Annotated in this window: 13 protein-coding genes; 1 reads left to right on the forward strand and 12 read right to left on the reverse strand. The window is 65.7% G+C overall.

Annotation, left to right across the window (positions count from 1 at the left end):
- Positions 1–59 precede the first annotated feature (59 nt).
- The 8 genes from AB0T83_RS12155 to AB0T83_RS12190 form a co-directional block, all read right to left on the reverse strand.
- Positions 60–455: a cupin domain-containing protein gene (locus tag AB0T83_RS12155; protein WP_366193367.1), complete on the reverse strand. Its 396-nt coding sequence runs from the start codon at positions 453–455 to the stop codon at positions 60–62.
- Positions 456–499: 44 nt separating this feature from the next.
- Entirely contained in the window at positions 500–1,936 is a 1,437-nt protein-coding gene (locus tag AB0T83_RS12160; RefSeq protein WP_366193369.1) for an aldehyde dehydrogenase family protein, read from the reverse strand.
- Positions 1,937–1,967: 31 nt separating this feature from the next.
- Complete coding sequence (locus AB0T83_RS12165) at positions 1,968–2,969, reverse strand: ABC transporter permease (protein WP_366193371.1); 1,002 nt, start codon at positions 2,967–2,969, stop codon at positions 1,968–1,970.
- Positions 2,962–4,482, reverse strand: a complete 1,521-nt coding sequence (locus tag AB0T83_RS12170) for a sugar ABC transporter ATP-binding protein (RefSeq protein WP_366193373.1) — start codon at positions 4,480–4,482, stop codon at positions 2,962–2,964. The genes AB0T83_RS12165 and AB0T83_RS12170 overlap by 8 nt, the downstream gene beginning before the upstream one ends.
- Positions 4,479–5,423: an ABC transporter permease gene (locus AB0T83_RS12175; RefSeq protein WP_366193375.1), complete on the reverse strand. Its 945-nt coding sequence runs from the start codon at positions 5,421–5,423 to the stop codon at positions 4,479–4,481. The genes AB0T83_RS12170 and AB0T83_RS12175 overlap by 4 nt, the downstream gene beginning before the upstream one ends.
- 75 nt (positions 5,424–5,498) lie before the next feature.
- Positions 5,499–6,449, reverse strand: coding sequence for a sugar ABC transporter substrate-binding protein (locus tag AB0T83_RS12180; protein WP_366193377.1), 951 nt, complete (start codon positions 6,447–6,449; stop codon positions 5,499–5,501).
- 365 nt (positions 6,450–6,814) lie between these two features.
- Entirely contained in the window at positions 6,815–8,326 is a 1,512-nt protein-coding gene (locus AB0T83_RS12185) for an aldehyde dehydrogenase (NADP(+)) (protein ID WP_366193379.1), read from the reverse strand.
- 110 nt (positions 8,327–8,436) lie between these two features.
- Entirely contained in the window at positions 8,437–9,129 is a 693-nt protein-coding gene (locus tag AB0T83_RS12190; protein ID WP_366193381.1) for a GntR family transcriptional regulator, read from the reverse strand.
- Between the two features lie 157 nt (positions 9,130–9,286).
- Between AB0T83_RS12190 and AB0T83_RS12195 the strand changes: the two genes are divergently transcribed.
- Entirely contained in the window at positions 9,287–10,303 is a 1,017-nt protein-coding gene (locus tag AB0T83_RS12195; protein WP_366193383.1) for an Ldh family oxidoreductase, read from the forward strand.
- 47 nt (positions 10,304–10,350) lie between these two features.
- Here AB0T83_RS12195 and AB0T83_RS12200 read toward each other — a convergent pair whose 3' ends face one another.
- Genes AB0T83_RS12200 through AB0T83_RS12215 form a run of 4 tightly spaced genes read right to left on the reverse strand, consistent with a single transcriptional unit; the run spans position 10,351 to position 15,078 of the window.
- On the reverse strand, positions 10,351–11,376 hold the full coding sequence (locus tag AB0T83_RS12200) for a trans-3-hydroxy-L-proline dehydratase (protein WP_366193385.1): 1,026 nt from the start codon (positions 11,374–11,376) through the stop codon (positions 10,351–10,353).
- Between the two features lie 11 nt (positions 11,377–11,387).
- A complete protein-coding gene (locus tag AB0T83_RS12205) occupies positions 11,388–12,491 on the reverse strand; it encodes a cis-3-hydroxy-L-proline dehydratase (RefSeq protein WP_366193387.1) in 1,104 nt (367 codons plus the stop codon).
- A gap of 13 nt (positions 12,492–12,504) precedes the next feature.
- Complete coding sequence (locus AB0T83_RS12210) at positions 12,505–13,749, reverse strand: NAD(P)/FAD-dependent oxidoreductase (RefSeq protein ID WP_366193447.1); 1,245 nt, start codon at positions 13,747–13,749, stop codon at positions 12,505–12,507.
- A gap of 18 nt (positions 13,750–13,767) precedes the next feature.
- Positions 13,768–15,078, reverse strand: a complete 1,311-nt coding sequence (locus AB0T83_RS12215) for a TRAP transporter large permease (RefSeq protein WP_366193389.1) — start codon at positions 15,076–15,078, stop codon at positions 13,768–13,770.
- Between the last annotated feature and the right edge of the window lies 1 nt (position 15,079).

The following is a 15,079-nucleotide window of genomic DNA, read 5'->3' on the forward strand; positions in this document are numbered from 1 at the left end:
GTGCACCAACGCCGGTCCCAGAAGGGCCGGCGTTGGGCGTTTATTCGGTTGTGTTGCGGTCAGCCGGACCTGTCGGGCAGGTCAACACCGAACCAGACGAAATCCGCATCACTGTCGTTGATCCAGCCGTGCTGCGCGCCGGGTGGAAACACCACCAGAGTGCCCGGCGCAAAGTCCAGCGCGCCGGTTGGCCGCTGCGCATCGTCAAAAAGCGTCAGCCGCCCCGTGCCCGAGAGCACCAGCAGCGCGTAGAGGTTGGGCCCGGCATGGGCCGGAACCTCCTTGCCCGGCGGCACCACGCCGCGCGCGAAGGTCACGCCTGCGTCGGGCAGATCTGCCAGCACGCCGTAGGAGAAATTCATCCCCTCAACCCGCGCCATTTCGACCGCGGGTTGCTTTTCGGGCGCCAGCACCCGGCCCGCGTCCGCGTTCAGAACATAGGTTTCACCAGACATGGCGGCTCCTTTCGTCGTGTACGGATGCGGGCAGGGCGGCCGGATCAGTACTTCATATAGACCGTGCGTTTCTGCAGGAAGCAGTCCAGCCCGTGCACGCCATCTTCGCCGCCCAGACCCGACAGCTTGTGGCCGTTGTGGTAGCCTTGGATGTAGCCGATGATCCCCTGGTTCATGAAGATGGTGCCGGTTTCCATGCGCTGGATCGCGTCCATCTGGATCGCCTGATCGCGGGTCCACAGATAGGCCGACAGACCGTCGCGGCGGGCGTTGGTGATCGCCAGCGCCTCTTCGAAGCCGTCTATCTTCACGATGGGCAGCACCGGGCCGAAGGTTTCCTCGGCCACGCAGGGGGTATCGGCCCTGGCGTTGACCAGAACGGTGGGCGCGTACCAATGGCCGGACTCGAAGGCTTCGCCCTGGGGCCGGTTGCCACCAAGCGCGATCTCGGCGCCGCCGGCGACCGAAGCCGCCACCAGTTTCTCGGTCCGGTCGCGGGCGCCAGCGGTGGTCAGCGGGCCCATGCCGCCGTTGGTCATCGGATCGCCGGGCTGCACGCGGGCGGCGTGGGCCAGAACCTTCTCGGTGAATTCATCGGCGACGCTGTCTTCCACCAGCACCGCCTCGGCGCAGATGCAGACCTGCCCGCAGTTGGCATAGCGTGCTGTTACCGCCGCCTCTGCCGCCGCGTCGATATCGGCATCCTTCAACACCACGAAAGGCGCATTGCCGCCCAGTTCCAGCACCAGCGCGGCTAGGTTCTCGGACGCCGATTTCGCAATCGCCTGCCCGCCGGGGGTGGAGCCGGTCATCGACACCAACCGCGTCATGGGCGAGGTCACCAGCTTTGACGGCATCTCGATCCCGGTGCCCGACAGCATGTTGACCACGCCCTTGGGCAGCCCGGCCTTCAGCACCAGCTTGCAGAACTCGGACGCGGTGACCGGGGTGGCCTCGTTGGGTTTGAGGATCATCGTGTTGCCGGTGACCAGCGCCGGCCCCAGCTTGCGCCCGATTAGCGCCAGAGGGTAGTTGTAGGCGCACAACCCGATGGTGACGCCGTAAGGCACGCGGTAGATGAAAAGCTGTTCGTTGGGCCGGTCCGCCGGGAAAATGTCACCGCGCAACCGCCGCGCGGCCTCGGCGGCATAGGACATGTATCGGACGGTGTCATCGACCTCGGCCGCGGCCGCGGCCAGCGACTTGCCCTGTTCCAGCACCAGAAGGCGCGCGAAATGGGCTTTCTCGGCCTTCAGCGCATCACAGATCTTGTAGAGGTACTCGGCCCGCGTCTGCGCCGGCAGCAGCGCCCAGGACTGCTGTGCCCGGTACGAGCTTTCCAGCGCCGCCTGCGCATCCTCGGCGGTGCAATCGGGCATCTCGGCCCAGACCTCGCCGGTGGCGGGGTTTTCCACCGAAAAGCGTGCGCCGGAAGAACTGTCGATCCATTGGTTGCCGATGAAACAGCGATAGGTTTCCATGATGGCCTCCTGTGCCGGAAATGGGATGGGATCAGCCGGTGACGGCGACCCCGTGAATGCGGGCCGCGCGGGCGGCCTCGACGGATTTGCGCTGGCGGATGGCCGACAGGCGATCCACCGCCACCGCCGCCAGCAGAACCGACCCCCGCACGATGTCATAGATGTAGGGCGAGGCGTTCATCAGGTTCAGCCCGTTGTCGATCAGCACCAGGAACACCGCCCCGATGACCGAGCCTGTCACCGTGCCCGACCCGCCGGTCAGCTTGGTGCCGCCAAGGATGACGGCGGCGATCACCGTGAACTCGATCCCGATGCCGATGCCCGATTGCAGTCCGCCGACCCGTGCCAGCAGGATCAACGCGGCAATGCCGGTGACGAAGCCCGACAGCGCGTAGACTGCCACCGTGACCTTGCTGACCGGCAAGGTGGATTCCCGCGCCGAGCGTGCCGAATTTCCGATGGCGCGGGTAAACACCCCGAACCGGGTGCTGGTCAGCGCATAGACGCCCAGCACGAAGATCGCCCCGAGGATCAGGATCGGCACCGGCACGCCCATCAGTTTGCCGTTGCCCAGAAACCCCATCTCGCGCGGGACCGGGATGTTCTGCGCGCCGGTCAAGTGGATCGCGGCGCCGCGATAGATGGAATAGGTGGCCAGCGTGGTGATCAGCGGCGAGATCCGGAATTTCACCACCAGCAGCCCGTTCAGCGCCCCCAGTCCGGTCGCGCAGATCATCGCCGCGGTGAAGGCCAGCACATAGCTTTCGGTGTCGATCATCAACTGCGCGAACAGGGCCGATGTGAAGAACAGGATCGCGCCCACCGAGATGTCGATGCCGGCGGTCAGGATGATGAAGGTCATGCCGATGGCCATGATCGCGGTGACCGAGGCCTGCACAAGGATCGACTGGACGTTCGAAAGCGTCAGGAACACCGGCGACACGGTGGTCAGCAGCCCGGCCAGCAGCAGGGTGGCCACGGCAATGGCCATCCATTTCTGGCGGTGAAACAGGGTGCGCAGGGTGTCAGTCATGGCCGGGGGCTCCGTCTGCGGCGCTGGCGGCCAGCGAGATGATCCGAACCGAGTCGTACTCGGCGCGCTGGAATTCTCCGACGATGTGGCCCTTGCGCATGACCAGCATCCGATGGGTCGTGTGCAGAAGCTCCGGCAGATCGGACGATACGATGATGATGGCTTTGCCGGCGCGGGCCAGATCGGCAATCGTGGCGTGGATGTCGAACTTGGCGCCGATGTCGACGCCCTTGGTGGGTTCGTCGAAGATCAGGATGTCCGGCGTCATGGACAGCCAGCGGCCCAGCAGTACCTTCTGCTGGTTGCCGCCCGACAGGTCGCTGACGTGGTTTTCGATGCTGGGCACCGAGATGTTGCGGGCGGAAACCTCATCGCGCGCACGATCCCGTTCACCGCGAAAGCCGAAGCCCTTCAGCGAGCGGCGCACGAAATTCAGGATCGTGGCGGCCGACAGGTTTTCCCGCACCGGGCGGTTCAGGAACAGCCCGTTGCTGCGCCGATCCTCGGGCACATAGCACACGCCTGCGGCCTTCATCGTTGCCACGGTGATCGGCGTCACCGGTTTGCCATGAACCTGGACACGACCATTGGCAGGGCGCAGGCCGAACAGGGCCTCGGCCATCTCGGTGCGCCCGGCGCCCATCAGTCCCGAGATGCCAAGGATTTCGCCGTGATGCACCGCGAAATTCACGTCCCTAAAATCGACCGCTGTCAGCCCTTCGACCCGCAGCGCCACATCGGTGCTGGCCGGGGCCAGATCGACGCGCGAGTCCTCCAGCGTGCGGCCCACCATCATTTCTTCCAGCTTTCGCTGCGGCACCTCGGCCAGTGCACCGCCGCCCACCTGCTGGCCGTCTCGCAGCACGATATACTTGTCGCAGACGCGATAGATCTCTTCCATGAAGTGCGAGATGAAGATGATCGCCACACCGCGCGCCTTCAGCTTGTCGATGATGGCAAACAGCTTCTCGCGCTCGATCGCGGTGAGCGAGGTCGTGGGTTCGTCAAGGATCAGCACCCGGTCGGCTTGCAACAGCGCCTTGGCGATCTCGACCACCTGCTGTTGCCCCGCGCCCAGCGAATCCACCGTCGCCTGCGTGTCGATCTCGATGCCCAGAAAGGCCAGTTGTGCGCGGGCGATCTGATCGGCACGGGCCCAGTCCACGCGCGCCGGGCGGCCGGGCAGATCGGTAATGCACATGTTTTCGGCCACGGTCAGGGCGCCGAACAGCGACAACTCCTGATGCACGGCGGAAATGCCATGCTCGCGGCCCTCGATATGCGGCACCGCCTGGCCATCGACCAGAATCTCGCCCTGGGTGGGCTGCAACAGGCCGCACAGCATGTTCTTGGTGGTGGATTTCCCGGCACCGTTTTCGCCCACCAGCCCGATGGTTTCGCCGGGATAGATGTCGAAGGACACGTCGTTGACCACGGTCTTGCCGGCAAACGCCTTGGACAGGTGACGGACCGAGAGAACCGGATGGGTGGTGGCGCCAGTGTCCAGCATCATGCCTCTCTCTGCCCCGAGAACTTCATCGCCAGCCAGGTGCCGAAGAAGATCAGGATGCCCTGAATGATAAGCTGGTCATAGAAGGGGATGCCCACGAGGTTCAGCCCGTTGGTCAGGATCGCCAGCAGCAGCACGCCCAGCACCGTGCGTTCGACCGAGCCTTCACCGCCGGTCATCGAGGTGCCGCCCAGCACCACCGCGCCGATGATGATCAACAGAAGCGTGTCGCCGACGCCCGGAATGGCGTTGCCCAGATTGGCGATCGAGATGAACCCGGCCACGCCGCCCAGAACGCCCGAGACCAGATAGACCGTGAATTCGGTGAACGGCACGTTGATGCCGGTATAGCGCGCCGCATCGGGGTTCGATCCCACCAGCATGACATGCCGGCCCCAGGTGGTCATGCCCAGCCCGATCACCGATACGATCACCAGCACCAGCCCGACAATTGTGACCGCCGGGATGCCAAACCACGACAGGAACCCGAAATCCATCACCCAGAAGGGGGTGCCCTTCACCGCGATCCCCGCGCTCAGCACGAAGGCGATGCCACGGGCGATCAATTGGGTTGCCATGGTGGTGATGAACGGGGTCAGACGGAGGTATCCGATCAGCACCCCGTTGACGGCACCGAACACGGCGCCCACCACGATGGCCGCCAGAACGCCCAGCGGTACGCTGCCGGTTTTCGCCATCACCAGCCCCGAAATCACGGCGCTGGCGCTGATCACCGTCGAGATCGACAGGTCGATGCCGCCGATCAGGAACACGAAGGTCATGCCGATGGCCGCGATCAGGACAACGGCGTTGGCGCCCAGCATCGCCTCGATATTGCCCGAGGTCATGAAATACGGAGACAGCAGCGAAAACGCGACCGCCAGCGCCCCGATGATCGGGATCGCGGGATATGTTTTCAGCGATGCCACGGTGGTTTTCAGCATATGTCGGTCCGGATCCCAGATGACAGGGACGCGGGCGCGCCGGGTTCCGGCGCGCCCGCTGGGAAAGTCGGGGGGTTACTTGGCACCCCAGATCGTTGCCTTGTTCGCCTCGGCCGTCTCGGTGGTGTAGAAATCGCCGGGGATCACGTTGATGCGCTCGACCGTCTTGCCGTCCAGAATGTCGGCCACCAGTTCCACTGCCTTGCGGCCGGTGGCCTCGGTTCCCATCACGACGAACCCGTCGGCCACGCCCTTGACCACCGCCTGGTAGCCATCGTTGGAGCCATTGACCCCGGTCACGACCACATGACCCGGCTCGCCCACGGGCACGATCTTGCCCAAATCTGCCAACACGGTTTCAACGCCCGGAATATGGGTGTCGGTGGCAGCGAAGACAGCGTCGATGTCGGGATTGGCCTGGAAGGCGTTCTGGGTGCCCGCCAGTGCGCGGGCGCTGTCCCAATCGGTCGGCACTTCAAGAATCGTGACGTTCTGCAGGCTGGAAATACCTTCGCGGAACCCTTTGGAGCGGTCGATGCCGTTCTGGTCGTTCAGCGCGCCGATCAGCTCGACAATAGTGATTTCGCCGTCCACATCGGCCAGCGCCTTGGCGGTGTATTCGCCCGCAAGGCGGCCATCCCAGATCGAATCCGGGCCAACGAACGCCTGCACGACGCGGCTGTCGGGCAGGTCGCGGTCATAGGCCACAACCGGGATATTGGCCTTCTTGGCGGCCATCAGGGCGCGTTCGATGGTGTTCTGATCCACGGCGCAGACAAGGATCGCATCGACCTCCTGCGTGATCAGCGACTGGATCTGTGCGTTCTGCTGCTGGGCATCGCCATCGGCGACGACCTCGACAATCTCGAACCCGCGCGCGGCGGCCTCGGCCTTGATGCCGTCGTTCACTGCCACGCGGCTTTCGAACAGCTGATCGACCGACAGGCCGATCTTGATGTCGTCCGCCCATGCGGCGGTGGTTGCAAGCACTGTTGTCGTGGCCAGCGCGCCAAGTAGTTTCTTCATGTCAAGATACCTCCCCTTGAAAGAACCGGCCCGGCGCCCGACCGCTTTATCACGGCGAATGCACAGGCCTGACGGTCCGGGTTGCTGCCTGAACCGCCGTACGATTTTATATAGGCAAATAGGTTCTGTATACGCAAGTAATATTTGGACGGACCATAAAGAGCTGCAGCGAGCCGGATAAACAGTCAAGATACGCAAGTCAACTGGAACTCGGCCAACCCCTAAAGCCTGTTTGGACGGACCAAAATAGCATACACGGATTCTCTGGAAACGCAATCGGGAGATTATTCAGGGTCAGAACAGCAAAAGGCCCGGCAGGGGGTGCCGGGCCTTTGCAATGATTTTGGATCAGTTCGGGGCGCGGATCAGCGCAGATCTTCGGGCAGAAGTGCCGCCGGCAGGTTCTGGTAGCAGACCGGACGCAGGAAGCGGCGGATCGACAGGGTGCCGACCGACGTGGCACCGAAGTTGGTGGAGGCGGGATATGGGCCGCCGTGCACCATGCTGTCCGAAACCTCGACCCCGGTGGGGAAGCCGTTGGCCAGCACCCGTCCGGCCTTGCGCTCCAGCACCGGAATGAAGGTGGCGGCGACATCCGTGTCGGCGGCGTCCACATGCAGGGTGCAGGTCAATTGGCCTTGCAGCGCCTCGGCGACGGCGCGCATCTGATCGGCGTCCTCGACGGTCACCACCAGCCCCAGCGGACCGAAGACCTCTTCCGCCAGAACCTCGTTGTCCAGCCAGGTCTTTGCGTCGGTGACGAACAGGTAGGGCGCGGCGGTGCGGGCCTCGCAACTGGTGGTCAGGACTTCGCGGACCCCGGCCGTGGCCGCGACCCGGCGCTGGCCGGCGCGATAGGCGTCGGCGATGCCATCGGTCAGCATGGTCTGCGGCGCGGTGGCGTTCAGGGCCTCGGTCGCGGTGGCGATGAAGGCATCGGCCTGGGGTCCCGCGCGCAGCACGGCGATGCCGGGGTTTGTGCAAAATTGTCCGGCGCCCATGGTCAGCGATCCCGCCCAGCCCTTGGCGATCTCGTCGCCGCGGGCCGACAGGGCCGCGTCGAAGATGAACATCGGGTTGACCGACCCCAACTCGCCGAAGAAGGGGATCGGCTCGGGGCGGCTGGCACAGAGGTCGAACAGCGCGCGGCCGCCGCCCAACGAGCCGGTGAAGCCCACGGCCTTGATGTTGGGATGCTGCACCAGCGCCGCGCCGACCTGGCGGTTGCCGCCCTGGATCAGGCTGAACACCCCCGGATGCATGTCGCATTTCTGGATCGCGGCATGTATGGCCTCGGCCACGATCTCGCCGGTGCCGGGATGGGCGCTGTGCCCCTTGACGACCACCGGGCAGCCGGCGGCCAGCGCGGCGGCGGTGTCGCCGCCTGCGGTCGAGAACGCCAGCGGGAAATTCGAGGCGCCGAAGACCGCGACCGGGCCGATGGGGCGCTGCATCATAAACAGCTCGGGGCGGGGCAGGGGCGCGCGATCGGGCAGGGCCGCGTCATGGCGGCGATCCAGGTAGTCGCCCTTCAGGATGTGCTCGGCGAACAGCCGAAGCTGGCCGGTGGTGCGCCCGCGCTCGCCCTGAAGCCGCGCTTCGGGCAGGCCGGTTTCGGCGCTGCCGATGGCGGTGATGTCGTCGGCGCGCGCTTCAATCTCGTCGGCGATGGCGTTCAGGAACGCGGCGCGGCTTTCGCGGCTGGAATTGCCATAGCTGGCAAAGGCCGCTTCGGCGGCCTGCGCCGCGGCATCCACGTCCGACACCCGGCCAACCGAAAAGTCAAACGACGGTCCCGTGGCGGGCTCGGACGGGAAGCGATTGTCTCCGGCGACCCAGGTGCCTGCAATCAGGTGATTTCCGTGTGGGTGAAACATTGTCTGGCCTCTGTCTTGTGTAAGCAGTGGAGTGCGATGATCTGAAGGTTGGATACGTGGGGCCCGGCTGCTGGCGCAACCGGATTTCCCGCCGGGACGGGCGGGGGTCGTCAGGCAGTCGTGTTCTCGGGGGATGTCGCGCGGTTTTCCGCCACCAGCGCCAGCAAGGCATCCTTCGTGCGTGTGATGTGCCAGGTCAGCATCGCGCAGGCGCCGTCGATATCGCGTGCCTGCGCCAGGGCCAGCAGGTCGCGATGCTCCTTCTTGGCGGGTTCGCGCTGCTGCATGACGCTCAGGTGCATCCGGACGTAGCGGTCGGAATGCAGGCTGACCCCTTGCAGAACCTCATTGGTCAGGCGCCGGTCGGCGGCGGCATACAGGGCCGAATGGTACAGATGGTTCAGCGACCCCCATTTGCCCACGTCATCGGCATCATAGGAAGATTCCATCGCCACCAGAATCTCGTCGCAGCGGGCGAAATCCGTGGCGGTCATGGCCGGGATGGCGCGGCGGAACAGATCGACTTCCAACAGCATGCGCAGGTCGAAGATCTCGGCGATTTCGCGCAGGGAATGCTTGGTCACGGTGGCGCCGCGATTGTTGGTGAATTGCACCAGCCCCTCGGCATCCAGCCGCTTCAGCGCCTCGCGGATCGGCATGCGCGACACGTCGTATTCCTCGGCCAGGTTTTCCTGCCGGATGGTTTCGCCTTCGGCCAGCTCGCCGCTGAGGATACGTTCGCGCAGATCGTCCGCGATGATGTCCGGAAGGGTGCTTTTCTTGACAGCACGCGTGCCTGCCATTTGGGGCCTCTTGGAGAACTGTTTTCCGTATTTTGGATACACTAGGAATTTTCCCCAATTTTATCAAGCGGGAAACGACGCCGGAGTCTGGAGATTGGGATGGAACCGACGACAAGTATGTTGTATCCCGGATACAGAAATCACTGCGGAGACCCGGATGGAGCCGAAAACCAAACTGACCCTGGACCAGGTGCGCGGTCTTGCGACCGACGTATTGACACACAGCGGCTATGACGCGGCCCATGCCGGGGCCATTGCCGGGATGCTTCATCGCTGCCAGCTGGACGATTGCCAGTCGCACGGTCTGTTCCGGCTGTTCATGTGCGCGGCCACCATGCGCGATGGCAAGATCGACGGCGCGGCGGCACCGCGGATCGCGCCGTCGGACACTGCCATCGTGCGCGCCGACGCGCGGGGCGGCATGTCTTTGCTGGCGGTGCAGGCCGGGATGCCGCTGCTGATCGAAAAGGCGCGGGTCCACGGCATGGCGGCGCTGACGGTGAACAACTGCTTCCATTTCTCGGCGCTCTGGCCCGAGGTCGAGGATCTGGCGGGCGCCGGTCTGGCCGGCCTGTCGATGGTGCCCAGCCATGCCTGGGTGGCCCCGGCCGGCGGGCGGCGTGGGACATTGGGGACCAATCCGCTGGCCTTCAGCTGGCCGCGGCAGGGCAAGACGCCCTTCACCTTCGACTTTGCCACCAGCGGCTTCGCGCGCGGCGAGATCGAGCTGTACAAGCGGGCCGGAAAGCAACTGCCCGAAGGGGTGGCCATCGACCGCGACGGCAACCCGACCCGCGACCCGCAGGCGGCGCTGGACGGGGCGATGCTGACCTTCGGCGGGCACAAGGGATCGGCGCTGTCGATCATGATCGAGTTGATGGCCGGCCCGCTGATCGACGATCTGACCAGCAAGGAGAGCCAGGCCGCCGCAGGCGCCGATGGCACCGCGCCCTATCACGGGCAGATCATCCTTGCTTTCGATCCCGACCAATTTTCGGGCGGGAAGGCCGACGCCAATGATGCCCGCGCCGAACGTCTGTTTGCCGATATCGTCGACCAGGGCGCGCGGCTGCCGTCGCAGCGCCGCTATGCCGCCCGCGCCCGCAATCTTGCGCGGGGCTATGTGGAAATTTCCGAAGGGCTGCACCGCGACCTACAGACCCTGCTGGAGTGAGCGCCCGCACCCCGGCCCGCGTCTGGCGGGCCGGGGTGCGGGGCGGGTCACACGCCCCAGGTGTCGCTCAACCGATAGCCGCCGGGCCAGGGGTCGTCGGGATCCAGCATGTGCTGGTGGATGCCGGTGATCCAGCCGCGGCCGCTGATCTCGGGCACGATGGCCGGACGCCCGCCCACGTTGGTCTGCGCCGCCACCCGCCCGGTGAAGCGCGAGCCGATGATCGAGATCGCCTCGAACTCCTGATCCGCCGTCATCTCGCCCTTGGCCAGCATCAGTGCCATGCGCGCCGAAACCGCGGTACCGGTGGGCGATCGGTCGACCTTGCCGGGCTGGATCGTCACGGCCGAACCGCCCCGCAGGCCGGTGGCGGTCTGTTCCAGCGGCCCGCAGAAGGCGCAGAACGAGATATGCGCCCAATCGGGGTTTTCAGGATGCGAGAAGCCCAGTTGCTCGTTCGCCGCCGCCAGGATGCGGGTGCCCGTTTGCGCGATCTCGCGGGCGTTGGCTTCGGTGATCTCCAGCCCCAGATCGACGGCCTGCACCACTACGAAGCTGTCGCCGCCATAGGCGGTGTCTACGGTTAGCCGTCCCAGCCCCGGCACCTCCAGCGCCGCGCCGATCTGCCCGGCGAAACTGGGCACGTTCTGCACGAAGATCCGCTCGGCCTTGCCATTGCGACATTCGGCGCGCACCCGCACCAGCCCGCCCGGCGCTTCCAGTGTCAGCCGGGTTTCGGGTTCGGTCATCGGCAGGATGCCGCCGTCCAGCAGCACCGTCGACACGCAGATCGAGTTCGAGCCGGACATCGGCGGGGTGTATTCCGGCTCCATGATGATGAAGCCCATGTCGGCCTCGGGGTTCTTCGGCGGGACCAGCAGGTTGACATGGCGGAACACACCGCCACGCGGTTCGTTCAGCACGAAGTTGCGCAGGGTTTCGTCGCGGGCGATGAAATCGCGCTGTGCCCAAAGCGTGTCACCGGGTGGCGGCGCGACGCCGCCGACGATCACGTCGCCGACCTCGCCCTCGGCATGGGCCGAAATCACGTGGATGGTCTTGCTGCTGCGCATGGGGCCGGACCTCAGGAATAGCTGGCGACAGGATCGCCAAGCGCGTCGAAGAGCGGGGTGATGCCCAGACCCGGACGGTCGGCGGCGGTCATCCGGCCATTGACCCGCTCGGGCGCGCCCGAGGCTATGTCCACGGTCCCGTAGCTGTTGAAATCGGTGGCCGAGAAGGTGAACTCCGCCGGGGTGGCGCGCGCCAGATGGGCGATGGTGGCGGTGGTGATGTCGCCGCCCCAGGTGTCCTCGATGGTCATCGGGATGCCATGGGCGACGCAAAGATCGCGCATCAGCCGGGCGCGGCTCAACCCGCCGACCTTGCTGATCTTCAGGTTGATGACATCCATCGCATCCTCGGCAATGCCGCGCACCAGCGTGTTGGGCGTGTCGATGACCTCGTCCATCACGAAGGGCAGGGCGGTGCGGCGGCGGATCGAGACGCATTCCTCGTAGGTCAGGCAGGGTTGTTCGACATAGACATCCAGCCCGGCGATGGCCCCGACAACGCGGGCCGCCTCGTGCCGGGTCCAGCCGGTGTTGGCATCGGCGACCAGCAGATCGCTGGGTTTCAGCACGGCGCGGGTGGCGTGGATACGCTCGATATCGTCATTGGCGTCGCCGCCGACCTTGAGCTGAAACTTGGTATAGCCCTCGGCGGCATAGCCTTCGATCTTGCGCGCCATGGTGTCGGGGTCTTCCTGGCTGATGGCGCGGTACAGCACCACATCTTCCTGCGCCGCGCCGCCCAGCAGTACGTACAGCGGCAGGCCGGTGGCCTTGCCCAGCAGATCCCAGCAGGCAATATCCACCGGCGCCTTGGCATAGGGATGGCCACGCAGGGCAGCATCCATGGTGCGGTTGATCTGCCCGATGTTCAGCGGGTCCTGCCCGATCAGATGCGGGGCCAGTTCCGCCAGCCCGGCGCGGACGCCGAGCGCGAAGGACGGCAGATAGGCCGAGCCCAGCGGACAGCATTCGGCATAACCCGAGAGGCCCTCGTCGATCTGGATCTCCAGCACGGTGCTGTCGAAGACCTCGACGAAATTGCCGTTCGACCAGTTGTAGCGGCCTTCCTTCAGGGGCAGGTCCACCTGGTAGACGTTAAGCTTGGTGATCTTCACGGGAGCGTTCCTTTCAGAAGCGGGCGGCGGAATAGGGGTGCGGGGGCAGCGGCGGCGGCGCGCCGCGCATCAGGGCGGCCAGAAGTTCGGCAGTTCCGGCGGATTGGGTCAGGCCGAGATGGCCGTGACCGAAGGCATAGAACACGCCCGGCGCGCGTGGCGAGGCGTCGATCACTGGCAGGCTGTCGGGCATTGAGGGGCGAAAGCCCATCCATTGGGTTCCGCCCTCGGTGCGCAGTCCCGGCAGGAAGGCCTCGGCCTTGCGCAGCAGGATTTCGGAGCGGCGATAGTTCGGCGGCAGCTTCAGTCCGCCCAGTTCCACCGCACCACCGACCCGCACGCCGCCGTTGATCCGCGTGACCACGAAGCCATGGGACGCGAAGGTCAGATGGGTGCGCAGATCGAAGGCCCCCGGCGGCAGGGTGGTGTTGTAGCCGCGCTCGGTTTCCAGCGGGAAGCGGTCGCCCAGGGTGCGCGCCAGGTGATGCGACCAGGCCCCGGCAGCGACCACCACCTGCGCCGCGACGAGGGGGCCGGTGTCGGTCTGAACCTTCACCCCGTCGGGACCGGGCTGAAGGGCGCGCACCTCGGCCTGGGTGATCGCGCCGCCGCGCTGGCGCAGGGTCGCGGCCAGATGTTCGGCCCAGGTTTTCGGATCGACGGTGTTGAGCCAGTCCGGGGTAAAGGCCGCATGGGTGAACCTTGGGTGAAGCCCCGGCTGGATCTCGGCAATGGCCTCGGGGCTGTCGAGCAGATCGAAGGCGATGCCGTGACGGCGGCGCAACTCCCATCCCGCGCGACTGGCCTCGAACGCGCGCGCGCCTTCATACAGCTGCAACTGGCCGTCGCGCTGCATCAGCGGCTCGCCCTGAACATCGGCGATCTGGCGGTCCAGTGCGGCGCGGGAGTGGGTCATCAGGCGGGCCTGGGCCGCCAGCGCGGCCTCATAGCGGTTACGCCAACTGGCCCGCCAGAACCGCAGCATCCACGGCGCGATGCGCAGCGCGTAGGCGGGCGGGATCGACAGGGGTCCTTGCGGATCGATCAGCCATTTCGGGGCCTTGCGCATGATGCCGGGTGTGGCCAGTGGCACGATGTCGGTGAAGGCGAAGGCCCCGGCGCTGGCCGCCGACGCCCCCGCCGCGACACCGGCGCGGTCCAGCACCCGCACCCTGCGGCCATGCCGGGTCAGTTCCAGCGCGGTCGAGATGCCGATGATACCGGCACCGATGACAATGACATCCTGGGGGGCGGTCATGGGGGTCATGTCAGGGTCTCACAGTCCAACGAGGATCGAGGGCAGCCATGTCGCCAGCCGGGGGAACAGCAGCAGGGCCAGCAGCACCAGCCCCTGCGCCGCCACGAAAGGCAACACGCCGCGATACATATCCCCATATGTCATGTCCTTGGGCGCAATCGACCGCAAATAGAAGATCGACGGCGCCATCGGCGGGGTCAGATAGGAGGTCTGGATGACCACCAGCACCAGCATCGCGAACCAGATCGGGTCAATGCCGGCGCTGCGCACCAATGGTGCAAAGATCGGCACGAAGATCAGCACGATGGACACCCAGTCCAGCACGAAGCCCGCGAAGAACACCACCAGCAGCAGGAAGGCGATCAGCCCGGCGTTGCCATAGCCGATCAGCTCCACCGTATCGCGCACCAGCCCGCTGCCGCCGGTCACCGCGAAGATGCTGGTGAACATGGTGCCGCCCGCCACGATCAGCATGATCATCGAGGTGATGCGCAGGGTAACGCCAAGAGCCTCGCGCAGCATGGTCAGGTTCAGTTCCCGGAACATCAGAGTCAGCACCAGTGTTCCGGCGGCGCCCACTGCGGCGGCCTCGGTGGCCGAGGCGGCCCCGGCCAGAAGCGAGCCCAGAACCATGCCGATCAGCAGCAGCGGCGGCAGCAGGGCGGTGGCGGTGATCCACAGTTTGCGGCCCATGGGCATGGCGCGCTCTTCAGGGGGCAGCGACGGGGCATCCTGCGGGCGGCGAAGGCTGCGCATCAGCACATAGCCCACGAAGAAGGCGACCATCAGTGCGCCGGGCAGCAGCGAGGCGGCAAACAGCTGGCCGATGGAAAGCTGCGCAATGGAGGCATAGACCACCACGATGACCGAGGGCGGGATGATCGTGCCCAGGGAACCGCCGGCGCAGATGGTGCCCGCGATCAGGTCATTGCGATAGCCGACCCGACGCATCGCCGGGATGGCCATCAGGCCGACGACGATCTCGACCGCGCCGACCACGCCCGAGGCGGCGGCAAAGATCGCGCACATGGCAATGGTGGCCAGCGCCAGACCGCCGGGCATTCCGCCCAGCCACAATTGCAGCGCGTGGAACAACCGCCGGGCAATGCCCGAGCGTTCCAGCACCGCGCCCATGAAGATGAACAGCGGGATCGCCGCCAGCACGAAGTTCGATGCCGTGTGCAGCAGCGGGCCGTAAAGTTGCAGGAACAGAAGGTCGCCGAAGACCGAGTACCCGAAGATGACCGAAACGATCATCATCGAAAACGCCACCGGGATCCCGGCAAAGACCAGCACGAACAGCGTGGCAAACATCAACAGGGGGATCATG

This window comes from Meridianimarinicoccus marinus (assembly GCF_040689105.1).
Classification (GTDB): Bacteria; Pseudomonadota; Alphaproteobacteria; order Rhodobacterales; family Rhodobacteraceae; genus Meridianimarinicoccus; species Meridianimarinicoccus marinus.

Bases quoted from the DNA above. Each gene is read 5' to 3' on its own strand.
- AB0T83_RS12195 (WP_366193383.1), top strand. From the start codon at position 9,287: ATGGAGCCGAAAACCAAACTGACCCTGGACCAGGTGCGCGGTCTTGCG.
- AB0T83_RS12175 (WP_366193375.1), bottom strand. From the start codon at position 5,423: ATGCTGAAAACCACCGTGGCATCGCTGAAAACATATCCCGCGATCCCG.
- AB0T83_RS12170 (WP_366193373.1), bottom strand. From the start codon at position 4,482: ATGATGCTGGACACTGGCGCCACCACCCATCCGGTTCTCTCGGTCCGT.
- AB0T83_RS12190 (WP_366193381.1), bottom strand. From the start codon at position 9,129: ATGGCAGGCACGCGTGCTGTCAAGAAAAGCACCCTTCCGGACATCATC.
- AB0T83_RS12155 (WP_366193367.1), bottom strand. From the start codon at position 455: ATGTCTGGTGAAACCTATGTTCTGAACGCGGACGCGGGCCGGGTGCTG.
- AB0T83_RS12215 (WP_366193389.1), bottom strand. From the start codon at position 15,078: ATGATCCCCCTGTTGATGTTTGCCACGCTGTTCGTGCTGGTCTTTGCC.
- AB0T83_RS12160 (WP_366193369.1), bottom strand. From the start codon at position 1,936: ATGGAAACCTATCGCTGTTTCATCGGCAACCAATGGATCGACAGTTCT.
- AB0T83_RS12210 (WP_366193447.1), bottom strand. From the start codon at position 13,749: ATGACCGCCCCCCAGGATGTCATTGTCATCGGTGCCGGTATCATCGGC.
- AB0T83_RS12185 (WP_366193379.1), bottom strand. From the start codon at position 8,326: ATGTTTCACCCACACGGAAATCACCTGATTGCAGGCACCTGGGTCGCC.
- AB0T83_RS12200 (WP_366193385.1), bottom strand. From the start codon at position 11,376: ATGCGCAGCAGCAAGACCATCCACGTGATTTCGGCCCATGCCGAGGGC.
- AB0T83_RS12180 (WP_366193377.1), bottom strand. From the start codon at position 6,449: ATGAAGAAACTACTTGGCGCGCTGGCCACGACAACAGTGCTTGCAACC.
- AB0T83_RS12165 (WP_366193371.1), bottom strand. From the start codon at position 2,969: ATGACTGACACCCTGCGCACCCTGTTTCACCGCCAGAAATGGATGGCC.